This is a genomic window from Escherichia sp. E2586 (assembly GCF_005781105.1).
Lineage (GTDB): Bacteria > Pseudomonadota > Gammaproteobacteria > Enterobacterales > Enterobacteriaceae > Escherichia.
The window spans coordinates 173,726-191,864 of the sequence record NZ_VATN01000019.1; the positions used below are offsets into that span (position 1 = coordinate 173,726).

An 18,139-nucleotide genomic window follows, 5' to 3' on the forward strand; every position below is an offset into this window, starting at 1 on the left:
ATTTTCATCCGTAACGGATTAAAGCCAACCAGTTCTATTTTGCCAGCGATTAAAGAATAATCGTCCGGTTACCGTAAACAAATACACGCTGTGCCAAAACCTGGTAAAGCGCGCGGCTTAATACGTTTTTCTCAACATCACGACCTGCACGCATCATGTCTTCGGCTGTGTAAGTGTGATCCACATGAATGACATCCTGCATGATGATTGGACCTTCATCCAGGTTGTCATTTACATAGTGTGCTGTTGCGCCAATAATCTTCACGCCGCGTTCATAAGCCTGGTGATAGGGGCGTGCGCCAATAAACGCAGGCAAGAACGAATGGTGAATATTGATGATCTTATTCGGGAAGCGCGCGACAAACTCCGGCGTCAGCACGCGCATATATTTCGCCAGCACCACATAATCAGGTTGATGCGCTTCAATGGCATCCGCCATCTTCTGATCGTGCTCGTTGCGGCTTAACCCTTCATGGCTCACCAATTCAAACGGAATATCAAAACGTTCCACCAGAGAACGTAAAGTCTCGTGGTTACCAATAACCGCAGCGATTTCAACATCCAGTCCACCGTAGTTGGCTTTCATCAGCAGATCGCCCAGGCAATGCGCTTCTTTGGTCACCAGAATGACTATGCGACGGCGACCTGCGGGATTCAGTTCACGCACTGAACCTTCTGGCAATGCGCTATCGAGATCCGCCAGCAGGGTGGAATCATTAAAAATACCTTCCAGCTCCGTGCGCATAAAAAAGCGCCCGGTACGGTGGTCAACAAATTCATTGTTCTGCACGATGTTTAACTCGTGCTTGTAGCAAATATTAGTAATACGCGCGATCAGACCTTTTTGATCCGGGCAAATAGTACGCAGAACTTTACGTTGGAGTGAATGCATTGCTGGAAAAACCTTGTTGAGAGTGTTTGCTAAACCGTACCGTCAACCTTTATTGGCCGCAGCACTTTTTAAATTTTTTACCTGAACCACAAGGGCAGGGATCGTTGCGACCAAACTGCGGACGTGTACCATCAATATAGTACCATTGACCGTTTTCTTTCAAAAATCGCGAACGCTCAATAATCGCCCCGGATTTACCCTTCTCAGTAAAACGAGCGACAAAACTGACATAACCTACGTCGTCACCTTCGTGATATGAACGTTCAAATACGGTCAAACCTAACCATTCGGTATGTGCAAATCCGGCAATTAATTCAGCGCGTAACACCGAGGCGCCACAGGATGGATGCCAGGTTTTAATTAAATAATCTGCGTCGTGCATCACAAAAGCGCAGTAACGCGAACGCATGAGACGTTCGGGATCTGGTGCAACCTTTTCACCAGACACATAAGGGTGGCAACATAGGCTATACTCGACAGCACTACCACAGGGACAAAGCTTAGACACAAATAATCTCCCTGGAAACAATAACGGCGTTTTAACCGCCGGAGTAGCACTATGTTAACCGAGCGGTAGCGATGTGGCTACGGCTGCATTCCAGGGGACGCTTTCAGGAACAATGAGAAAAGTAAAAATAGGGCTGGCGCTGGGATCCGGTGCTGCACGAGGATGGTCGCATATTGGCGTCATTAACGCGCTTAAAAAAATGGGCATTGAAATTGATATCGTCGCAGGATGTTCAATTGGTTCGCTGGTAGGCGCAGCCTATGCCTGTGGTCGATTATCTGCGCTGGAAGAGTGGGTTACCTCTTTTAGCTATTGGGATGTTTTACGACTGATGGACCTCTCCTGGCAGCGCGGTGGACTGCTGCGCGGTGAGCGTGTGTTCAATCGATATCGTGAAATAATGCCAGAAACAGAAATCGAGAATTGTTCACGCCGCTTCGCTGCAGTCGCCACCAATCTAAGCACAGGGCGTGAATTATGGTTTACCGAAGGTGATCTCCATCTCGCTATTCGTGCATCCTGCAGTATTCCGGGCTTGATGGCACCGGTCGCGCATAACGGCTACTGGCTTGTTGATGGCGCAGTCGTTAATCCCATTCCTATCTCTCTTACTCGTGCGTTGGGCGCAGATATCGTAATTGCGGTTGATCTCCAGCACGACGCTCACCTAATGCAGCAAGATCTTCTTTCATTTAATGTCGGTGCTGAAAATGGCGAGAGTGAAGATGATCTCCCCTGGCATGCGCGGCTGAAAGAGCGGCTAAGTAGCATTACTGCGCGTCGAGGCGTCATGGCACCGACAGCAACAGAGATTATGACTACCTCTATTCAGGTATTGGAAAACCGCCTTAAAAGAAACCGTATGGCAGGGGACCCGCCTGATATTCTGATTCAGCCCGTTTGCCCACAGATTTCCACGCTCGATTTTCATCGTGCGCAGGCTGCCATTTCGGCAGGACAATTGGCGGTTGAGAAGAAAATGGATGAGCTTTTACCGCTAGTTCGAACTAACGTTTTGACCTGATTTTTTATCTACACTTAAGTTAATTCTGACAGGCACTGATGGCAATAGCATGCCACTATTGAATAAAGCCAGTCAGGGGAGAGAACATGACGCAGCCATTGGTCGGAAAACAGATTCTCATAGTTGAAGATGAGGCGGTATTTCGCTCGCTTCTGGATTCGTGGTTTTCCTCATTGGGAGCGACAACGGTACTGGCGGCTGATGGGGTGGATGCCCTTGAGCTACTGGGAGGTTTCACACCCGATCTAATGATATGTGATATTGCAATGCCGAGAATGAACGGCCTGAAACTATTGGAACATATTCGCAACCGGGGTGACCAAACACCAGTCCTGGTGATTTCCGCTACGGAAAACATGGCAGATATTGCGAAAGCGTTACGTCTGGGCGTGGAAGATGTTTTGCTAAAACCAGTTAAAGATCTCAACCGTCTGCGCGAGATGGTTTTTGCGTGTCTCTATCCCAGCATGTTTAATTCGCGTGTAGAGGAAGAAGAAAGGCTTTTTCGCGACTGGGATGCGATGGTGGATAATCCCACTGCGGCTGCTAAATTATTGCAAGAATTACAACCTCCGGTTCAGCAGGTGATTTCCCATTGCCGGGTTAATTATCGCCAACTGGTGGCCGTTGATAAACCGGGGCTGGTGCTTGATATTGCAGCTCTTTCGGAAAACGATCTGGCTTTTTATTGTCTCGATGTAACTCGCGCCGGACATAATGGTGTCCTTGCCGCCTTGTTATTACGCGCGCTGTTTAATGGGTTATTACAGGAACAGATTGCCCACCAAAATCAGCGTTTGCCAGAGTTGGGAGCGTTATTGAAGCAGGTAAATCATTTACTGCGGCAGGCCAATCTGCCTGGCCAGTTCCCGCTATTAGTCGGCTATTATCATCGTGAATTAAAAAATCTCATTTTGGTTTCCGCTGGCCTGAATGCAACGTTAAATGCTGGTGAACACCAGATTCAAATCAGTAATGGCGTTCCGTTAGGAACATTAGGCAACGCCTATTTGAATCAATTGAGCCAGCGATGTGATGCCTGGCAATGTCAAATTTGGGGAACAGGTGGAAGACTGCGCTTGATGTTGTCTGCGGAATGAGCAAACGATTATATGGGATAAAATTGCATTACGCGCTGGTGTCGGCTGGTGGTACTATCGTCGCCATTCGTTTAAGTAATTGTCTTAATTATGTTAACTCGCCTCCTTTTCAGAACCAGGCCTCGCCAGGGTACTGATATACTGGGATGCGACACAGAAATATGAACACGTTCAATACACGAACAGTCCAGGAGAATTTAAATGGCTGCCATTAATACGAAAGTCAAAAAAGCCGTTATCCCCGTTGCGGGATTAGGAACCAGGATGTTGCCGGCGACGAAAGCTATCCCGAAAGAGATGCTGCCGCTTGTCGATAAGCCATTAATTCAATACGTCGTGAATGAATGTATTGCGGCTGGCATTACTGAAATTGTGCTGGTCACTCACTCATCTAAAAACTCTATTGAAAACCATTTCGATACCAGTTTTGAACTGGAAGCAATGCTGGAAAAACGTGTAAAACGCCAGTTGCTTGATGAAGTGCAGTCCATTTGTCCACCACACGTGACTATTATGCAAGTTCGTCAGGGGCTGGCGAAAGGTTTGGGACACGCAGTATTGTGTGCCCATCCGGTAGTTGGTGATGAACCTGTGGCTGTTATTTTGCCTGACGTTATTCTGGATGAATATGAATCCGATTTATCGCAGGATAACCTTGCAGAGATGATTCGTCGCTTTGATGAAACTGGCCACAGCCAGATAATGGTGGAGCCTGTTGCTGATGTGACGGCATATGGTGTTGTGGATTGCAAAGGTGTGGATTTAGCGCCTGGCGAAAGTGTACCGATGGTCGGTGTGGTAGAAAAACCGAAAGCAGATGTAGCGCCGTCTAATCTTGCTATTGTCGGCCGTTATGTTCTCAGTGCTGATATTTGGCCGCTGCTGGCAAAAACCCCTCCGGGAGCAGGTGATGAAATTCAGCTCACCGACGCGATTGATATGCTGATCGAAAAAGAAACGGTTGAAGCCTATCATATGAAAGGGAAGAGCCATGACTGCGGTAATAAATTAGGTTACATGCAGGCCTTCGTTGAATACGGTATTCGCCACAACACTCTGGGTACTGAATTTAAAGCCTGGCTTGAAGAAGAGATAGGCATTAAGAAGTAACATTTATCACGATGTTTTCTACGAAACGGCATTGAGTGATCAATGCCGTTTTTTTATAGCGTATTCTTATCAGAGAGTCTTAAAACGGACAATAAAAAATCCCGCCAATGGCGGGATTTTAAGCAAACAGAATCAAGAAAAGATTATTGCTTGATCAGGAAATCGTCGAGGGATTTACCTTGCTCATCCATTGCTTTTTTGATTACAGCTGGAGTACGGCCCTGGCCAGTCCAGGTTTTGGTTTCGCCGTTTTCGTCAACATAGCTATATTTAGCCGGACGCTGTGCGCGTTTAGCTTTGGTGCCAGATTTAACAGCAGCAATGCTATTCAGCAGTTCGTTCGGGTCAATACCGTCAGCGATCAGCATTTCACGATATTGCTGCAGTTTACGAGTACGTTCTTCAACTTCAGCAGCAGCTGCGCTTTCTTCTTCGCGACGTTCGTTAACAACAACTTCTAATTTTTCCAGCATTTCTTCCAGCGTTTCAAGTGTACATTCTCTTGCCTGCGCACGAAGAGTACGGATGTTGTTCAGAATTTTAAGTGCTTCGCTCATTGTAGTAATCTCAAACTTATATTGGGGTGGTTTGTTGAGGTAATAATAGAGCCTTAAATTCAGTTGTGCAATAGCCAGGAATGTAAGGAATTCAAAAATGTTCTTTATTTCGTACCGACAATAAATATCTTTTCATAAAATTAGCCAGAAATGACGTGGCATATAGCCCTATTTACATCGATGCTTTCACATCACTTAAGGTTAAAACTTCCTGATTCATGTCACATTTTATGTGGAGATTAACATGCGCTGGAACCTTTTCACTCTTGGGTATTAGCCCTGTTTATGAAAATCCCCTATTAAGCGAATGATGAAAAGTAGAACAGTCGCAATAAGTGCAAGGACTTCGTATTGCTCTTTCCTGGAGGCCAACTGGGGTTATTACGTGCGCAACAGGTTAAAGATTGTGAATAGTTACCAAGAGTCATTTACGCGTTTATAACAAGCAAGGCCGTGGCAAAGATAGCTCTGAAGGATTATGCCAGTCATTCGTAATGGATGACGAATATACTACTTCTGTGCGCACTGTTACGCTGTAAAACTGACGAATTATGATAAACTCCTGCCAACTTTATTTCATATCATTGAGGGCCTGTGGCTGATGGCGCAGCTATATTTCTACTATTCCGCAATGAATGCGGGTAAGTCTACGGCATTGTTGCAATCTTCATACAATTACCAGGAACGCGGTATGCGCACTGTCGTATATACGGCGGAAATTGATGATCGTTTCGGGGCAGGGAAAGTCAGCTCGCGTATAGGTTTGTCATCACCTGCAAAATTATTTAACCAAAATTCATCATTATTTGATGAGATTCGTGCGGAACACGAACAGCAGACAATTCATTGCGTACTTGTTGATGAATGCCAGTTTTTAACCAGACAACAAGTATATGAATTATCGGAGGTTGTCGATCAACTCGATATACCCGTACTTTGTTATGGTTTGCGTACCGATTTTCGCGGTGAATTGTTTGTTGGTAGCCAATACTTACTGGCATGGTCAGACAAACTGGTCGAATTAAAAACTATTTGTTTTTGTGGCCGCAAAGCAAGCATGGTGCTACGTCTTGATCTGGCGGGTAGACCTTATAACGAAGGTGAGCAGGTGGTTATTGGTGGTAATGAGCGTTACGTCTCGGTTTGCCGTAAACACTATAAAGAAGCGTTAGAGATCGGCTCTTTGACGGCGATTCAGGACAATCATCGGCACGACTAATAAATTTTTCTTTACTGACAGGGTGAATAGGGCGCTTTTATCCTGTCAGTCCGTTTTACTAACTTCTTCCGAGTCATCATCCTTTCTCTATTCTTAATCATCACTCAACGTACCACAGAACGATTTTAGTGCGTCGATGCCTCATTACCTACGAGGTAGAGTTATTTGTCGACAATCTCGCGTTGTGCTCGTTTTCCGACAATGCAAACATGATGAATTAATACAGCTGGATTATTGAGTTTACATAGCCGTTCTTTGCCTGAAACAAAAAAACGGCCCCAAATGGGACCGTTTATGATGTTATACAGAGCTACCGATTAAGCGGATTTTTTCGCTTTTTTCTCTGCTTTAACCGGAGCTGCTTCTTTAGCAACGGTTGCGCCTTCTACGTAATCACGACCGTAGTAGGTGTCCAGCAGAATCTGTTTCAGCTCGGAGATCAGCGGATAACGCGGGTTAGCGCCGGTGCACTGGTCATCGAATGCATCTTCAGACAGTTTATCAACGTTTGCCAGGAAGTCTGCTTCCTGAACGCCAGCTTCACGGATAGATTTCGGAATACCCAGTTCAGCTTTCAGCGTTTCCAGCCATGCCAGCAGTTTCTCGATCTTAGCAGCAGTACGGTCGCCCGGAGCGCTCAGACCCAGATGGTCTGCAATTTCAGCATAACGACGACGAGCTTGCGGACGGTCGTACTGGCTGAATGCAGTCTGCTTGGTCGGGTTGTCATTCGCGTTGTAGCGGATAACGTTACAAATCAGCAGGGCGTTTGCCAGACCATGCGGAATGTGGAACTGGGAGCCCAGTTTATGTGCCATTGAGTGACATACACCCAAGAAGGCGTTAGCAAACGCGATACCTGCGATAGTTGCCGCACTGTGAACACGTTCACGCGCTACCGGGTTTTTAGACCCTTCGTGGTAGGACGCTGGCAGATATTCTTTCAGCAGTTTCAGCGCCTGCAGAGCCTGACCATCAGAGAACTCAGAAGCCAGTACAGAAACATATGCTTCCATGGCGTGAGTTACTGCGTCCAGACCACCGAAAGCACACAGGGACTTCGGCATATCCATAACCAGGTTGGCGTCAACAATCGCCATATCCGGGGTCAGAGCATAGTCTGCCAGCGGATATTTTTGGCCAGTTGCGTCATCGGTTACAACCGCGAACGGTGTAACTTCAGAACCGGTACCGGAAGTTGTGGTGACTGCGATCATTTTCGCTTTCACGCCCATTTTCGGGAACTTGTAGATACGTTTACGGATGTCCATAAAGCGCAGCGCCAGTTCTTCGAAATGAGTTTCTGGGTGTTCGTACATAACCCACATGATCTTCGCGGCATCCATCGGGGAACCACCACCCAGCGCGATAATCACGTCTGGTTTGAAGGAGTTCGCCAGTTCTGCACCTTTACGAACAATGCTCAGAGTCGGGTCAGCTTCAACTTCGAAGAACACTTCAGTTTCTACGCCAGCTGCTTTCAGTACAGAAGTGATCTGGTCAGCATAGCCGTTGTTGAACAGGAAGCGGTCAGTCACGATGAGCGCACGTTTGTGGCCATCAGTAATCACTTCATCCAGCGCGATTGGCAGAGAGCCACGGCGGAAGTAGATAGATTTCGGAAGTTTGTGCCACAACATGTTTTCAGCTCGCTTAGCAACGGTTTTCTTGTTGATCAGGTGTTTCGGACCAACGTTTTCAGAGATGGAGTTACCACCCCAGGAACCACAACCCAGAGTCAGGGAAGGCGCGAGTTTGAAGTTGTACAGGTCACCGATACCGCCCTGAGAAGCCGGGGTATTGATCAGGATACGGGCAGTTTTCATTTTCTGACCGAAGTAAGAAACGCGTGCCGGCTGGTTATCCTGGTCGGTGTACAGGCAAGATGTGTGACCGATACCGCCCATAGCAACCAGTTTCTCTGCTTTCTCTACCGCGTCTTCAAAATCTTTCGCACGGTACATTGCCAGAGTCGGGGACAGTTTTTCATGAGCGAATGGTTCGCTTTCATCAACAACAGTCACTTCACCGATCAGAATCTTAGTATTTTCTGGTACAGAGAAGCCTGCCAGTTCAGCAATTTTATAAGCTGGCTGACCAACGATAGCTGCGTTCAGCGCGCCATTTTTCAGGATAACGTCCTGAACAGCTTTCAGCTCTTTGCCCTGCAGCATATAGCCGCCGTGGGTGGCAAAACGCTCACGTACAGCATCATAAACAGAATCAACAACAACAACAGACTGTTCAGAAGCACAAATTACGCCGTTGTCGAAGGTTTTGGACATCAGTACGGATGCAACTGCACGTTTGATATCAGCAGTTTCATCAATAACAACTGGGGTGTTGCCTGCGCCTACGCCGATCGCCGGTTTACCGGAACTGTATGCTGCTTTAACCATGCCTGGACCACCGGTCGCAAGGATCAGGTTAATGTCAGGGTGGTGCATCAGTGCGTTGGAGAGTTCAACAGACGGTTGATCGATCCAGCCAATCAGATCTTTTGGTGCACCAGCAGCAATAGCAGCCTGCAGAACGATATCAGCAGCTTTGTTGGTTGCATCTTTAGCACGCGGGTGTGGTGAGAAAATGATGGCGTTACGGGTCTTCAGGCTAATCAGAGATTTGAAGATAGCGGTTGAAGTCGGGTTAGTTGTTGGAACGATACCGCAGATAATACCGATTGGTTCAGCGATAGTGATGGTACCGAAAGTGTCGTCTTCAGACAGAACACCGCAGGTCTTTTCATCTTTATAGGCGTTATAGATATATTCAGAAGCAAAGTGGTTTTTGATCACTTTATCTTCCACGATACCCATGCCGGATTCGGCAACGGCCATTTTTGCGAGTGGGATTCGAGCATCTGCGGCAGCCAGAGCGGCGGCGCGGAAGATTTTGTCAACTTGCTCTTGAGTGAAACTGGCATATTCACGCTGGGCTTTTTTTACACGCTCTACGAGTGCGTTAAGTTCAGCGACATTAGTAACAGCCATAATGCTCTCCTGATAATGTTAAACTTTTTTAGTAAATCATCTGCTCGAATACGAGAGTATAGTCAGTGCGATGATGATTTGCTTAACCTTTGAAAATCAAAATCTTACTCGTGCTCACACTCACTGTGATTTACTAAAAGAGTTTAAACATTAGAGTCATTTATCTCTAATGCGTCACTTCCAGGTGGCGTAAGCAAGATTACTCACTTCTGGGTACCGATTAAGTGATCCAGATCAAAATTTCGCGAAGCTGACACCTTTCAGCTCCGCTTTTAGCCATAATAGCTAATAGTTAATAAATTGTAGTATTAATTGTTGGCTACCTTAGCATGTTTTGTACGACTAGATAACAATAATGAATGATAGTAATTTTAGATAGTTAGGAGGTGAAAAATGCTGACAAAAGGCGTATTGTCAGCACGTATTTTTACCCTTGTTTAAAGATAACATTATCCGGCTTTTGCTTCGGAGCTAACCGTGATTCAGACACTTTTTGATTTTCCCGTTTATTTTAAGTTTTTCATCGGGTTATTTGCGCTGGTTAACCCGGTAGGGATCATCCCCGTGTTCATCAGTATGACCAGCTATCAGACTGCGGCAGCGAGAAACAAAACAAATCTGACCGCCAACTTGTCTGTAGCCATTATTTTGTGGATCGCACTGTTTCTCGGCGACACGATTCTGCAACTTTTTGGAATATCTATTGATTCGTTCCGCATCGCGGGCGGCATACTGGTCGTGACAATTGCAATGTCGATGATCAGCGGTAAGCTTGGCGAGGATAAACAGAACAAACAAGAAAAATCAGAAACCGCAATTCGTGAAAGCATTGGCGTTGTACCGCTCGCATTACCTCTGATGGCAGGACCAGGGGCAATCAGTTCAACTATCGTATGGGGAACGCGTTATCACAGCATTGGTTATCTGTTCGGTTTTTTTGTAGCAATCGCGTTGTTCGCTTTATGTTGCTGGGGTTTATTCCGCATGGCACCCTGGCTGGTGAGGGTGCTGCGTCAGACTGGCATCAACGTCATTACCCGTATTATGGGGCTCTTGCTAATGGCATTAGGGATTGAATTTATCGTCAACGGTATCAAAGGGATTTTCCCGGGTCTGCTCAATTAATTCCTTTCATATGAAACGGAGTCATGATGCTCCGTTTCTTTCATCACTATTTTTACTGCAAGCCAACGTAGTTAACAAAAGAAATAGATAATTTTATCCCCATTTTACAGATAGTTATAAGACTATCCTTATCTGGCGATCCACAACATCATGTTATTTTCATCACATCATAATCCTGGGCCTTGCTGAAGAATAATTGAAATGATATTAGTAATTCTACTGGCTTTGGCAGAGAAAAGTGCTAAATAGCATTCGTTTGTTAAATTATTGTGCGTATTTTCTATCTGGACTATAACCGGAAAAGGCAGTATTGCTTTCTTTAGTTATATCCCTTTGTTTTTAAATTATTTTATTGATTGGATAACGAGGGGTATACGTACTGGTATGGTTAGTAAAAGAGAATTGCGTAACAATTTTGCAAAATGTATTGGCGGGCAAGAAGGGCATTTGATACTTTTCGGCCAACCGTTTGGCGATTTTTATTGGCAATGAGAATGATTTGCGATTAAAAGACGCTGCAAAAAATAATGTGTCTCGACAGGGGAGACACAGTAAGAATCGACATAAGGTGGTCATCTGAATCACCAGAATAAATAAAGTCGGTGATAGCAATTAGTAACGATAAAGCAACCTGGCAGCAAAAAGTCTCCGAGCTGTACAGGTATCCTAATCCGGGATTACACATGCTGGTAAAAACCAGTAATTATAATGAGGGAGTCCAAAACACAATGACCAACATCACCAAGAGAAGTTTAGTGGCAGCAGGCGTTCTGGCTGCGCTTATGGCAGGGAATATCGCACTGGCAGCTGATGTACCCGCAGGAGTCACACTAGCGGAAAAACAAACGCTGGTTCGCAACAATGGTTCTGAAGTTCAGTCATTAGATCCGCACAAAATTGAAGGGGTTCCTGAGTCTAATATCAGCCGTGACCTGTTTGAAGGTTTGCTGGTTAGCGATCTTGATGGTCATCCGGCCCCTGGCGTGGCTGAATCCTGGGATAACAAAGACGCTAAAGTCTGGACGTTCCACCTGCGTAAAGATGCGAAATGGTCTGACGGCACGCCAGTCACGGCACAAGACTTTGTGTATAGCTGGCAACGTTCTGTTGATCCGAACACCGCTTCTCCCTACGCAAGCTACTTACAATACGGGCATATTGCGGGTATTGATGAAATACTGGAAGGGAAGAAACCAATTACCGATCTCGGTGTTAAAGCCCTCGATGACCACACATTAGAAGTCACCTTAAGTGAACCTGTTCCGTATTTCTATAAGTTACTGGTTCACCCATCTACTTCCCCGGTGCCAAAAGCCGCTGTTGAGAAATTTGGCGAAAAATGGACCCAGCCAGGCAATATCGTTACTAACGGCGCCTATACATTAAAAGATTGGGTTGTTAACGAACGTATCGTTCTTGAGCGCAGCCCGACCTACTGGAATAACGCTAAAACGGTAATTAACCAGGTGACCTATTTACCGATCGCTTCTGAAGTCACCGATGTTAACCGTTATCGTAGCGGCGAAATCGATATGACTTATAACAACATGCCGATCGAACTGTTCCAGAAACTGAAAAAAGAAATCCCGAACGAAGTTCACGTTGATCCATACCTGTGCACTTACTATTACGAGATTAACAACCAGAAACCGCCATTCAATGATGTGCGTGTGCGTACCGCACTGAAACTGGGTATGGATCGCGATATCATTGTTAATAAAGTCAAAGCGCAGGGCGATATGCCGGCCTATGGTTACACGCCACCATATACCGATGGCGCAAAACTGACGCAACCAGAATGGTTTGGCTGGAGCCAGGAAAAACGTAACGAAGAAGCGAAAAAACTGCTGGCAGAAGCGGGCTATACCGCAGACAAACCGCTAACGATTAATCTGTTATATAACACGTCCGATCTGCATAAAAAGCTGGCGATTGCCGCCTCTTCACTGTGGAAGAAAAATATCGGCGTGGACGTTAAACTGGTTAACCAGGAATGGAAAACATTCCTCGATACCCGCCACCAGGGTACTTTCGATGTGGCCCGTGCAGGCTGGTGTGCAGACTATAATGAACCAACTTCCTTCCTGAACACCATGCTGTCGAACAGTTCGATGAACACCGCGCATTATAAGAGCCCGGCCTTTGACAGCATTATGGCGGAAACCCTGAAAGCTACAGACGAGGCGCAGCGCACGGCGCTGTACACGAAAGCAGAGCAACAGTTGGATAAAGATTCGGCCATTGTTCCGGTTTATTACTACGTGAACGCGCGTCTGGTAAAACCGTGGGTTGGGGGTTATACCGGTAAAGATCCGTTGGATAATACCTACACCCGAAATATGTACATTGTGAAGCACTAATGGCAATGCGTGGGGCAGGTGTATCCTGCTCCACGGTGTCTGCTTTTTATCGCATTACAGAAGGCACAGGCCAGAAGGTACGGCAATGTTAAAATTTATTCTACGTCGCTGTCTGGAAGCGATTCCGACGCTATTTATTCTTATTACTATTTCGTTCTTTATGATGCGCCTCGCGCCGGGAAGTCCCTTTACCGGCGAACGTACATTACCGCCAGAAGTAATGGCCAATATTGAAGCGAAATATCATCTTAACGATCCCATCATGACGCAGTATTTCAGCTATCTGAAACAACTTGCTCATGGCGATTTCGGCCCTTCATTTAAATATAAAGATTATTCGGTCAATGACCTGGTCGCATCCAGTTTTCCCGTTTCAGCAAAACTGGGAGCTGCTGCATTTTTCCTCGCAGTGTTACTGGGCGTTAGTGCTGGCGTTATTGCCGCATTAAAACAAAACACCAAATGGGACTATACCGTCATGGGATTGGCTATGACGGGAGTGGTTATACCAAGCTTTGTCGTTGCGCCATTATTAGTCATGATATTCGCGATCATTTTGCATTGGCTACCGGGCGGTGGCTGGAATGGTGGGGCGCTGAAATTTATGATCCTGCCGATGGTTGCCTTATCACTGGCTTATATCGCCAGTATTGCGCGTATTACCCGTGGATCAATGATTGAAGTTTTACACTCCAACTTCATTCGTACCGCACGCGCGAAAGGTCTGCCCATGCGGCGCATTATTTTCCGCCACGCATTAAAACCTGCGTTGCTACCGGTACTTTCTTATATGGGACCCGCATTTGTTGGCATTATCACCGGTTCTATGGTTATCGAAACCATTTACGGTTTGCCGGGCATCGGACAATTGTTTGTTAATGGTGCCTTGAACCGTGACTATTCATTGGTGTTAAGTCTGACCATTCTGGTTGGTGCTTTAACCATTTTGTTCAATGCCATTGTCGATGTGCTATATGCGGTTATCGACCCGAAAATCCGTTACTGATACTGGAGCTCGCGATGATGTTAAGTAAGAAAAACAGCGAGACGCTGGAGAATTTCAGTGAGAAGCTGGAGGTCGAAGGCCGCAGTTTATGGCAGGACGCACGTCGACGTTTTATGCATAACCGTGCAGCAGTGGCCAGTCTGATTGTACTGGTGCTTATTGCACTGTTTGTTATCCTGGCGCCGATGCTCTCGCAATTTGCCTATGACGACACCGACTGGGCGATGATGTCCAGCGCCCCGGATATGGAATCTGGTCACTACTTTGGTACCGACTCTTCCGGTCGCGATCTGCTGGTGCGCGTTGCAATTGGTGGGCGCATCTCATTAATGGTTGGTGTTGCTGCAGCACTGGTGGCAGTAGTCGTAGGAACCCTTTACGGTTCACTTTCCGGTTATCTTGGCGGCAAGGTGGATTCCGTAATGATGCGCCTGCTGGAAATCCTCAACTCCTTTCCGTTCATGTTCTTCGTCATTTTGCTGGTGACCTTTTTCGGTCAAAACATCCTGCTGATTTTCGTAGCGATTGGGATGGTTTCCTGGCTGGACATGGCACGTATCGTGCGTGGTCAAACCCTTAGTCTGAAGCGCAAAGAGTTTATTGAGGCGGCACAAGTTGGCGGTGTATCTACGCCCGGCATTGTGATTCGCCACATTGTGCCGAACGTGCTTGGTGTGGTGGTGGTCTATGCCTCTCTGCTGGTACCCAGCATGATCCTCTTTGAGTCTTTTCTTAGCTTCCTGGGACTAGGTACGCAAGAGCCATTAAGTAGTTGGGGCGCATTGCTCAGTGATGGCGCGAACTCGATGGAAGTCTCTCCATGGTTGCTGCTATTTCCAGCAGGTTTCCTTGTGGTGACACTGTTTTGTTTCAACTTTATCGGCGATGGCTTGCGTGATGCCCTCGACCCGAAAGATCGTTAAGGAGTGCAGCCATGAGCGTAATTGAAACTGCAACCGTGCCGCTCGCACAGCAACAGGCTGACGCACTGCTGAACGTGAAAGATTTGCGAGTGACATTTAGCACCCCGGACGGTGACGTCACGGCGGTCAATGATTTAAATTTTTCCCTGCGTGCCGGGGAAACGCTGGGTATCGTTGGCGAATCTGGCTCCGGTAAGTCGCAAACCGCGTTTGCTTTAATGGGGCTGCTGGCGGCTAACGGACGCATTGGTGGATCGGCAACCTTTAATGGGCGCGAAATCCTCAATCTGCCAGAACGTGAACTTAATAAACTGCGTGCTGAACAAATCTCGATGATTTTTCAGGACCCGATGACCTCGTTAAATCCATACATGCGCGTCGGCGAGCAGTTGATGGAAGTGCTGATGCTGCATAAAGGTATGGGCAAGGCCGAAGCGTTTGAAGAATCGGTACGAATGCTCGATGCGGTGAAAATGCCAGAAGCGCGTAAGCGTATGAAGATGTTTCCTCATGAGTTTTCTGGCGGCATGCGTCAGCGTGTGATGATTGCGATGGCGTTGTTGTGCCGACCTAAATTGCTGATTGCCGATGAACCGACTACTGCGCTGGACGTGACCGTACAGGCGCAGATCATGACGCTATTGAATGAACTGAAACGGGAATTTAATACTGCCATTATCATGATCACCCACGATCTCGGCGTAGTCGCGGGGATCTGTGACAAAGTGCTGGTGATGTACGCTGGGCGCACAATGGAATATGGCAACGCGCGCGATGTCTTTTATGAACCCGTTCATCCTTATTCTATCGGTTTACTCAATGCGGTACCGCGTCTTGATGCTGAAGGTGAAACGATGTTGACCATCCCAGGTAACCCGCCAAACCTGCTACGTTTGCCGAAAGGTTGCCCGTTCCAGCCGCGTTGTCCGTATGCGATGGAGATTTGCAGTAGCGCGCCGCCGCTGGAAGAGTTCACGCCAGGCCGACTGCGTGCCTGCTTTAAACCGGTGGAGGAACTGTTATGAATGCTGCAACCGAAGGAAGAAAAGTCCTCCTCGAAATTGCCGATTTGAAAGTGCACTTTGAGATCAAAGATGGCAAACAGTGGTTCTGGCAACCGCCGAAAACCCTTAAGGCCGTTGATGGTGTGACGCTCAGGTTATATGAAGGGGAAACGTTGGGCGTCGTAGGGGAATCAGGTTGCGGTAAGTCTACCTTTGCTCGCGCTATCATTGGTTTGGTCAAGGCCACCGATGGTCATGTTGCCTGGTTAGGTAAAGAGTTGCTGGGCATGAAGCCCGATGAATGGCGTGCCGTCCGCAGTGATATTCAGATGATTTTCCAGGACCCGTTGGCATCGCTAAACCCGCGTATGACCATCGGCGAGATCATCGCTGAACCGCTGCGTACCTATCATCCGAAAATGTCACGCCAGGAAATTCGCGAGCGTGTGAAGGTGATGATGATGAAAGTCGGCTTGCTACCTAACCTGATTAACCGCTATCCGCATGAGTTCTCCGGCGGTCAGTGTCAGCGTATCGGGATTGCGCGTGCGCTAATCCTTGAACCGAAGCTGATTATCTGCGACGAACCGGTGTCGGCACTGGATGTGTCAATCCAGGCGCAGGTGGTGAATTTACTCCAGCAGTTGCAACGTGAGATGGGATTGTCATTAATCTTTATCGCTCACGATCTGGCCGTGGTAAAACACATTTCCGATCGCGTGCTGGTGATGTATCTCGGCCATGCGGTAGAGTTGGGGACGTATGATGAGGTCTACCACAATCCGTTGCATCCCTATACCAAAGCATTGATGTCGGCAGTCCCCATTCCAGATCCTGATCTGGAGAAGAACAAATCTATCCAGTTACTGGAAGGGGAATTACCGTCGCCCATCAACCCGCCTTCTGGATGTGTGTTCCGTACCCGTTGCCCGATAGCCGGTCCTGAGTGTGCCAAAACACGCCCGGTGCTGGAAGGCAGTTTCAGACATGCCGTCTCTTGCCTGAAAGTAGACCCATTATAACGTGTTAAGGGCTGGCAGATTGCCGGCCCTTTTTCATGGGAGGTACAGGTGACAGCACATCTTTCAGAGTATCGCCAACGGGTTTATCATTTCCTTTTTGATCAGCATACGAAAACCGGGCGACGCTGCGAGGCGCTGTTTGGTTTCCTCGCATTGTTAAGCGTTGGCGCTGTCTTCATAGAATCCGGTATTGGATCGCAATTCCAGCTAACCTACGACGAATGGCATATCTTTGTTTGGGTAGAATTCTTCTTTACTTTTGTCTTCACGATCGAGTATTTCCTGCGAATATTAAGCTGGCCGAATCCGGTACGTTATGTTTTTAGCTTTTGGGGATTTATCGATCTGGCCACCATTTTGCCGCTGTATGTCATCTGGCTATGGCCTGAAATTGGTTTTACTTATTTATTTGCCTGGCGAGCGATGAGAGCGATTCGTGCGTTGCGAATTTTGCGCCTGCTCCGCTTTATGCCTGCCTTAAACAGTCTATGGCGGGCGATAAATAATGCCCGCCATCAGTTGATTCTTTTTTATGCTTTTATTGCCATTGTGATGATCGTCGCTGGGGCGTTAATGTACGCCATAGAAGGTGCATCAAACGAATTTAACTCGCTGGGCACAGCCGTATACTGGGCGATAGTGACGGTAACCACCGTTGGTTATGGTGATATTACACCACATACTGCGGCAGGAAGGATGGTGGCTTCGGTATTAATCTTGATTGGCTACTCAGTCATTGCAATTCCGACGGGGATTATTACTGCGCAACTCACCAGTGAACTTGAACAGACTAAAAAACTTCTCTGTTGTCCTAAATGCAATACCCAACATCATGCACACGATGCGAAGTATTGTCGTATTTGTGGCAATGAACTGGGAGGAGGGGAAAGGTAGATGTGTAAAAGGAAGAACGGATGTGACGCAGCTACGTCACATCCGATGGCAAGCGTTATTCCCGCCAGATAATATGGCAAAGTTTGTGATCTTTTTCGCGGCATAACAAAATACGGGCGAAAATATCGTTGATTTCGCCATCTTCACTGTCTGCCAGACCAATCACCACTTCGGCAAAAAAGTCCGGGTTCAAGTCGAAATCAACATGTTCCTGCCAGTCTTCTGCCGGGTCAAATAACTCTGCACCACCGCGCTCTTCAAACTGCAGATTGAACAACAGAACATCAGCCGGATCGAGATTATCAGCGGCCAGTTCAAGAAAAATATCGTAGGCCTGCTCAAGCGTTTCATCTTCAGTCAGGCGATTGTTTAAATCCATATCCATAGTCACTACCTGTTTAATCT

The 18,139-nt window shown here is 47.1% G+C and carries 16 protein-coding genes; 11 read left to right on the forward strand and 5 right to left on the reverse strand.

The annotated features are described in order from the left end of the window. Positions 1-49 precede the first annotated feature (49 nt). Both purU and FEK50_RS18175 read right to left on the reverse strand, forming a co-directional pair. On the reverse strand, positions 50-892 hold the full coding sequence (gene purU, locus FEK50_RS18170) for a formyltetrahydrofolate deformylase (protein ID WP_130208904.1): 843 nt from the start codon (positions 890-892) through the stop codon (positions 50-52). A 49-nt stretch (positions 893-941) separates the two neighbouring features. Further along, positions 942-1,400, reverse strand: coding sequence for a YchJ family protein (locus FEK50_RS18175; protein ID WP_130208902.1), 459 nt, complete (start codon positions 1,398-1,400; stop codon positions 942-944). Between the two features lie 112 nt (positions 1,401-1,512). Between FEK50_RS18175 and rssA the strand changes: the two genes are divergently transcribed. The 3 genes from rssA (at position 1,513) to galU (ending at position 4,634) form a co-directional block, all read left to right on the forward strand. Next, positions 1,513-2,424: a patatin-like phospholipase RssA gene (gene rssA / locus FEK50_RS18180; protein ID WP_131161788.1), complete on the forward strand. Its 912-nt coding sequence runs from the start codon at positions 1,513-1,515 to the stop codon at positions 2,422-2,424. A gap of 86 nt (positions 2,425-2,510) precedes the next feature. Next, a complete protein-coding gene (gene rssB / locus FEK50_RS18185) occupies positions 2,511-3,524 on the forward strand; it encodes a two-component system response regulator RssB (RefSeq protein ID WP_130216020.1) in 1,014 nt (337 codons plus the stop codon). A gap of 201 nt (positions 3,525-3,725) precedes the next feature. Beyond that, positions 3,726-4,634: a UTP--glucose-1-phosphate uridylyltransferase GalU gene (gene galU, locus FEK50_RS18190; protein WP_130208896.1), complete on the forward strand. Its 909-nt coding sequence runs from the start codon at positions 3,726-3,728 to the stop codon at positions 4,632-4,634. A 143-nt stretch (positions 4,635-4,777) separates the two neighbouring features. Here the strand turns inward: galU and hns are convergent, their stop codons facing one another. Further along, positions 4,778-5,191 carry a histone-like nucleoid-structuring protein H-NS gene (hns, locus tag FEK50_RS18195; RefSeq protein WP_105289150.1) on the reverse strand — a complete coding sequence of 138 codons (414 nt, stop codon included), beginning with the start codon at positions 5,189-5,191 and terminating at the stop codon, positions 4,778-4,780. A 601-nt stretch (positions 5,192-5,792) separates the two neighbouring features. On the opposite strand from hns, the gene tdk reads away from it, so the two are divergent. Further along, the gene (gene tdk, locus FEK50_RS18200; protein ID WP_130208894.1) at positions 5,793-6,410 is read left to right on the forward strand and encodes a thymidine kinase; all 618 of its coding nucleotides are present in this window, start codon (positions 5,793-5,795) and stop codon (positions 6,408-6,410) included. Positions 6,411-6,727: 317 nt separating this feature from the next. On the opposite strand, the gene adhE is transcribed toward tdk, so the two are convergent. Next, positions 6,728-9,400 (reverse strand): bifunctional acetaldehyde-CoA/alcohol dehydrogenase, encoded by a 2,673-nt coding sequence (gene adhE, locus FEK50_RS18205; protein ID WP_130208892.1) that lies wholly within the window; start codon positions 9,398-9,400, stop codon positions 6,728-6,730. 477 nt (positions 9,401-9,877) lie between these two features. Between adhE and ychE the strand changes: the two genes are divergently transcribed. The 7 genes from ychE (at position 9,878) to FEK50_RS18240 (ending at position 17,734) form a co-directional block, all read left to right on the forward strand. Beyond that, positions 9,878-10,525, forward strand: coding sequence for an NAAT family transporter YchE (ychE, locus tag FEK50_RS18210; RefSeq protein ID WP_000616766.1), 648 nt, complete (start codon positions 9,878-9,880; stop codon positions 10,523-10,525). A 728-nt stretch (positions 10,526-11,253) separates the two neighbouring features. Next, a complete protein-coding gene (oppA, locus tag FEK50_RS18215; RefSeq protein WP_131161789.1) occupies positions 11,254-12,885 on the forward strand; it encodes an oligopeptide ABC transporter substrate-binding protein OppA in 1,632 nt (543 codons plus the stop codon). Between the two features lie 85 nt (positions 12,886-12,970). Further along, positions 12,971-13,891 (forward strand): oligopeptide ABC transporter permease OppB, encoded by a 921-nt coding sequence (gene oppB / locus FEK50_RS18220; RefSeq protein ID WP_131161790.1) that lies wholly within the window; start codon positions 12,971-12,973, stop codon positions 13,889-13,891. Between the two features lie 14 nt (positions 13,892-13,905). After that, positions 13,906-14,814 carry an oligopeptide ABC transporter permease OppC gene (gene oppC / locus FEK50_RS18225; RefSeq protein ID WP_000979659.1) on the forward strand — a complete coding sequence of 303 codons (909 nt, stop codon included), beginning with the start codon at positions 13,906-13,908 and terminating at the stop codon, positions 14,812-14,814. 11 nt (positions 14,815-14,825) lie between these two features. Next, the gene (gene oppD / locus FEK50_RS18230; protein ID WP_130208888.1) at positions 14,826-15,839 is read left to right on the forward strand and encodes a murein tripeptide/oligopeptide ABC transporter ATP-binding protein OppD; all 1,014 of its coding nucleotides are present in this window, start codon (positions 14,826-14,828) and stop codon (positions 15,837-15,839) included. Beyond that, positions 15,836-16,840: a murein tripeptide/oligopeptide ABC transporter ATP-binding protein OppF gene (gene oppF, locus FEK50_RS18235; protein WP_131161791.1), complete on the forward strand. Its 1,005-nt coding sequence runs from the start codon at positions 15,836-15,838 to the stop codon at positions 16,838-16,840. The genes oppD and oppF overlap by 4 nt, the downstream gene beginning before the upstream one ends. Before the next feature lie 48 nt (positions 16,841-16,888). Further along, on the forward strand, positions 16,889-17,734 hold the full coding sequence (locus FEK50_RS18240) for a potassium channel family protein (RefSeq protein ID WP_130259717.1): 846 nt from the start codon (positions 16,889-16,891) through the stop codon (positions 17,732-17,734). Between the two features lie 55 nt (positions 17,735-17,789). Here the strand turns inward: FEK50_RS18240 and FEK50_RS18245 are convergent, their stop codons facing one another. After that, positions 17,790-18,119 carry an HI1450 family dsDNA-mimic protein gene (locus FEK50_RS18245; RefSeq protein WP_000366958.1) on the reverse strand — a complete coding sequence of 110 codons (330 nt, stop codon included), beginning with the start codon at positions 18,117-18,119 and terminating at the stop codon, positions 17,790-17,792. Between the last annotated feature and the right edge of the window lie 20 nt (positions 18,120-18,139).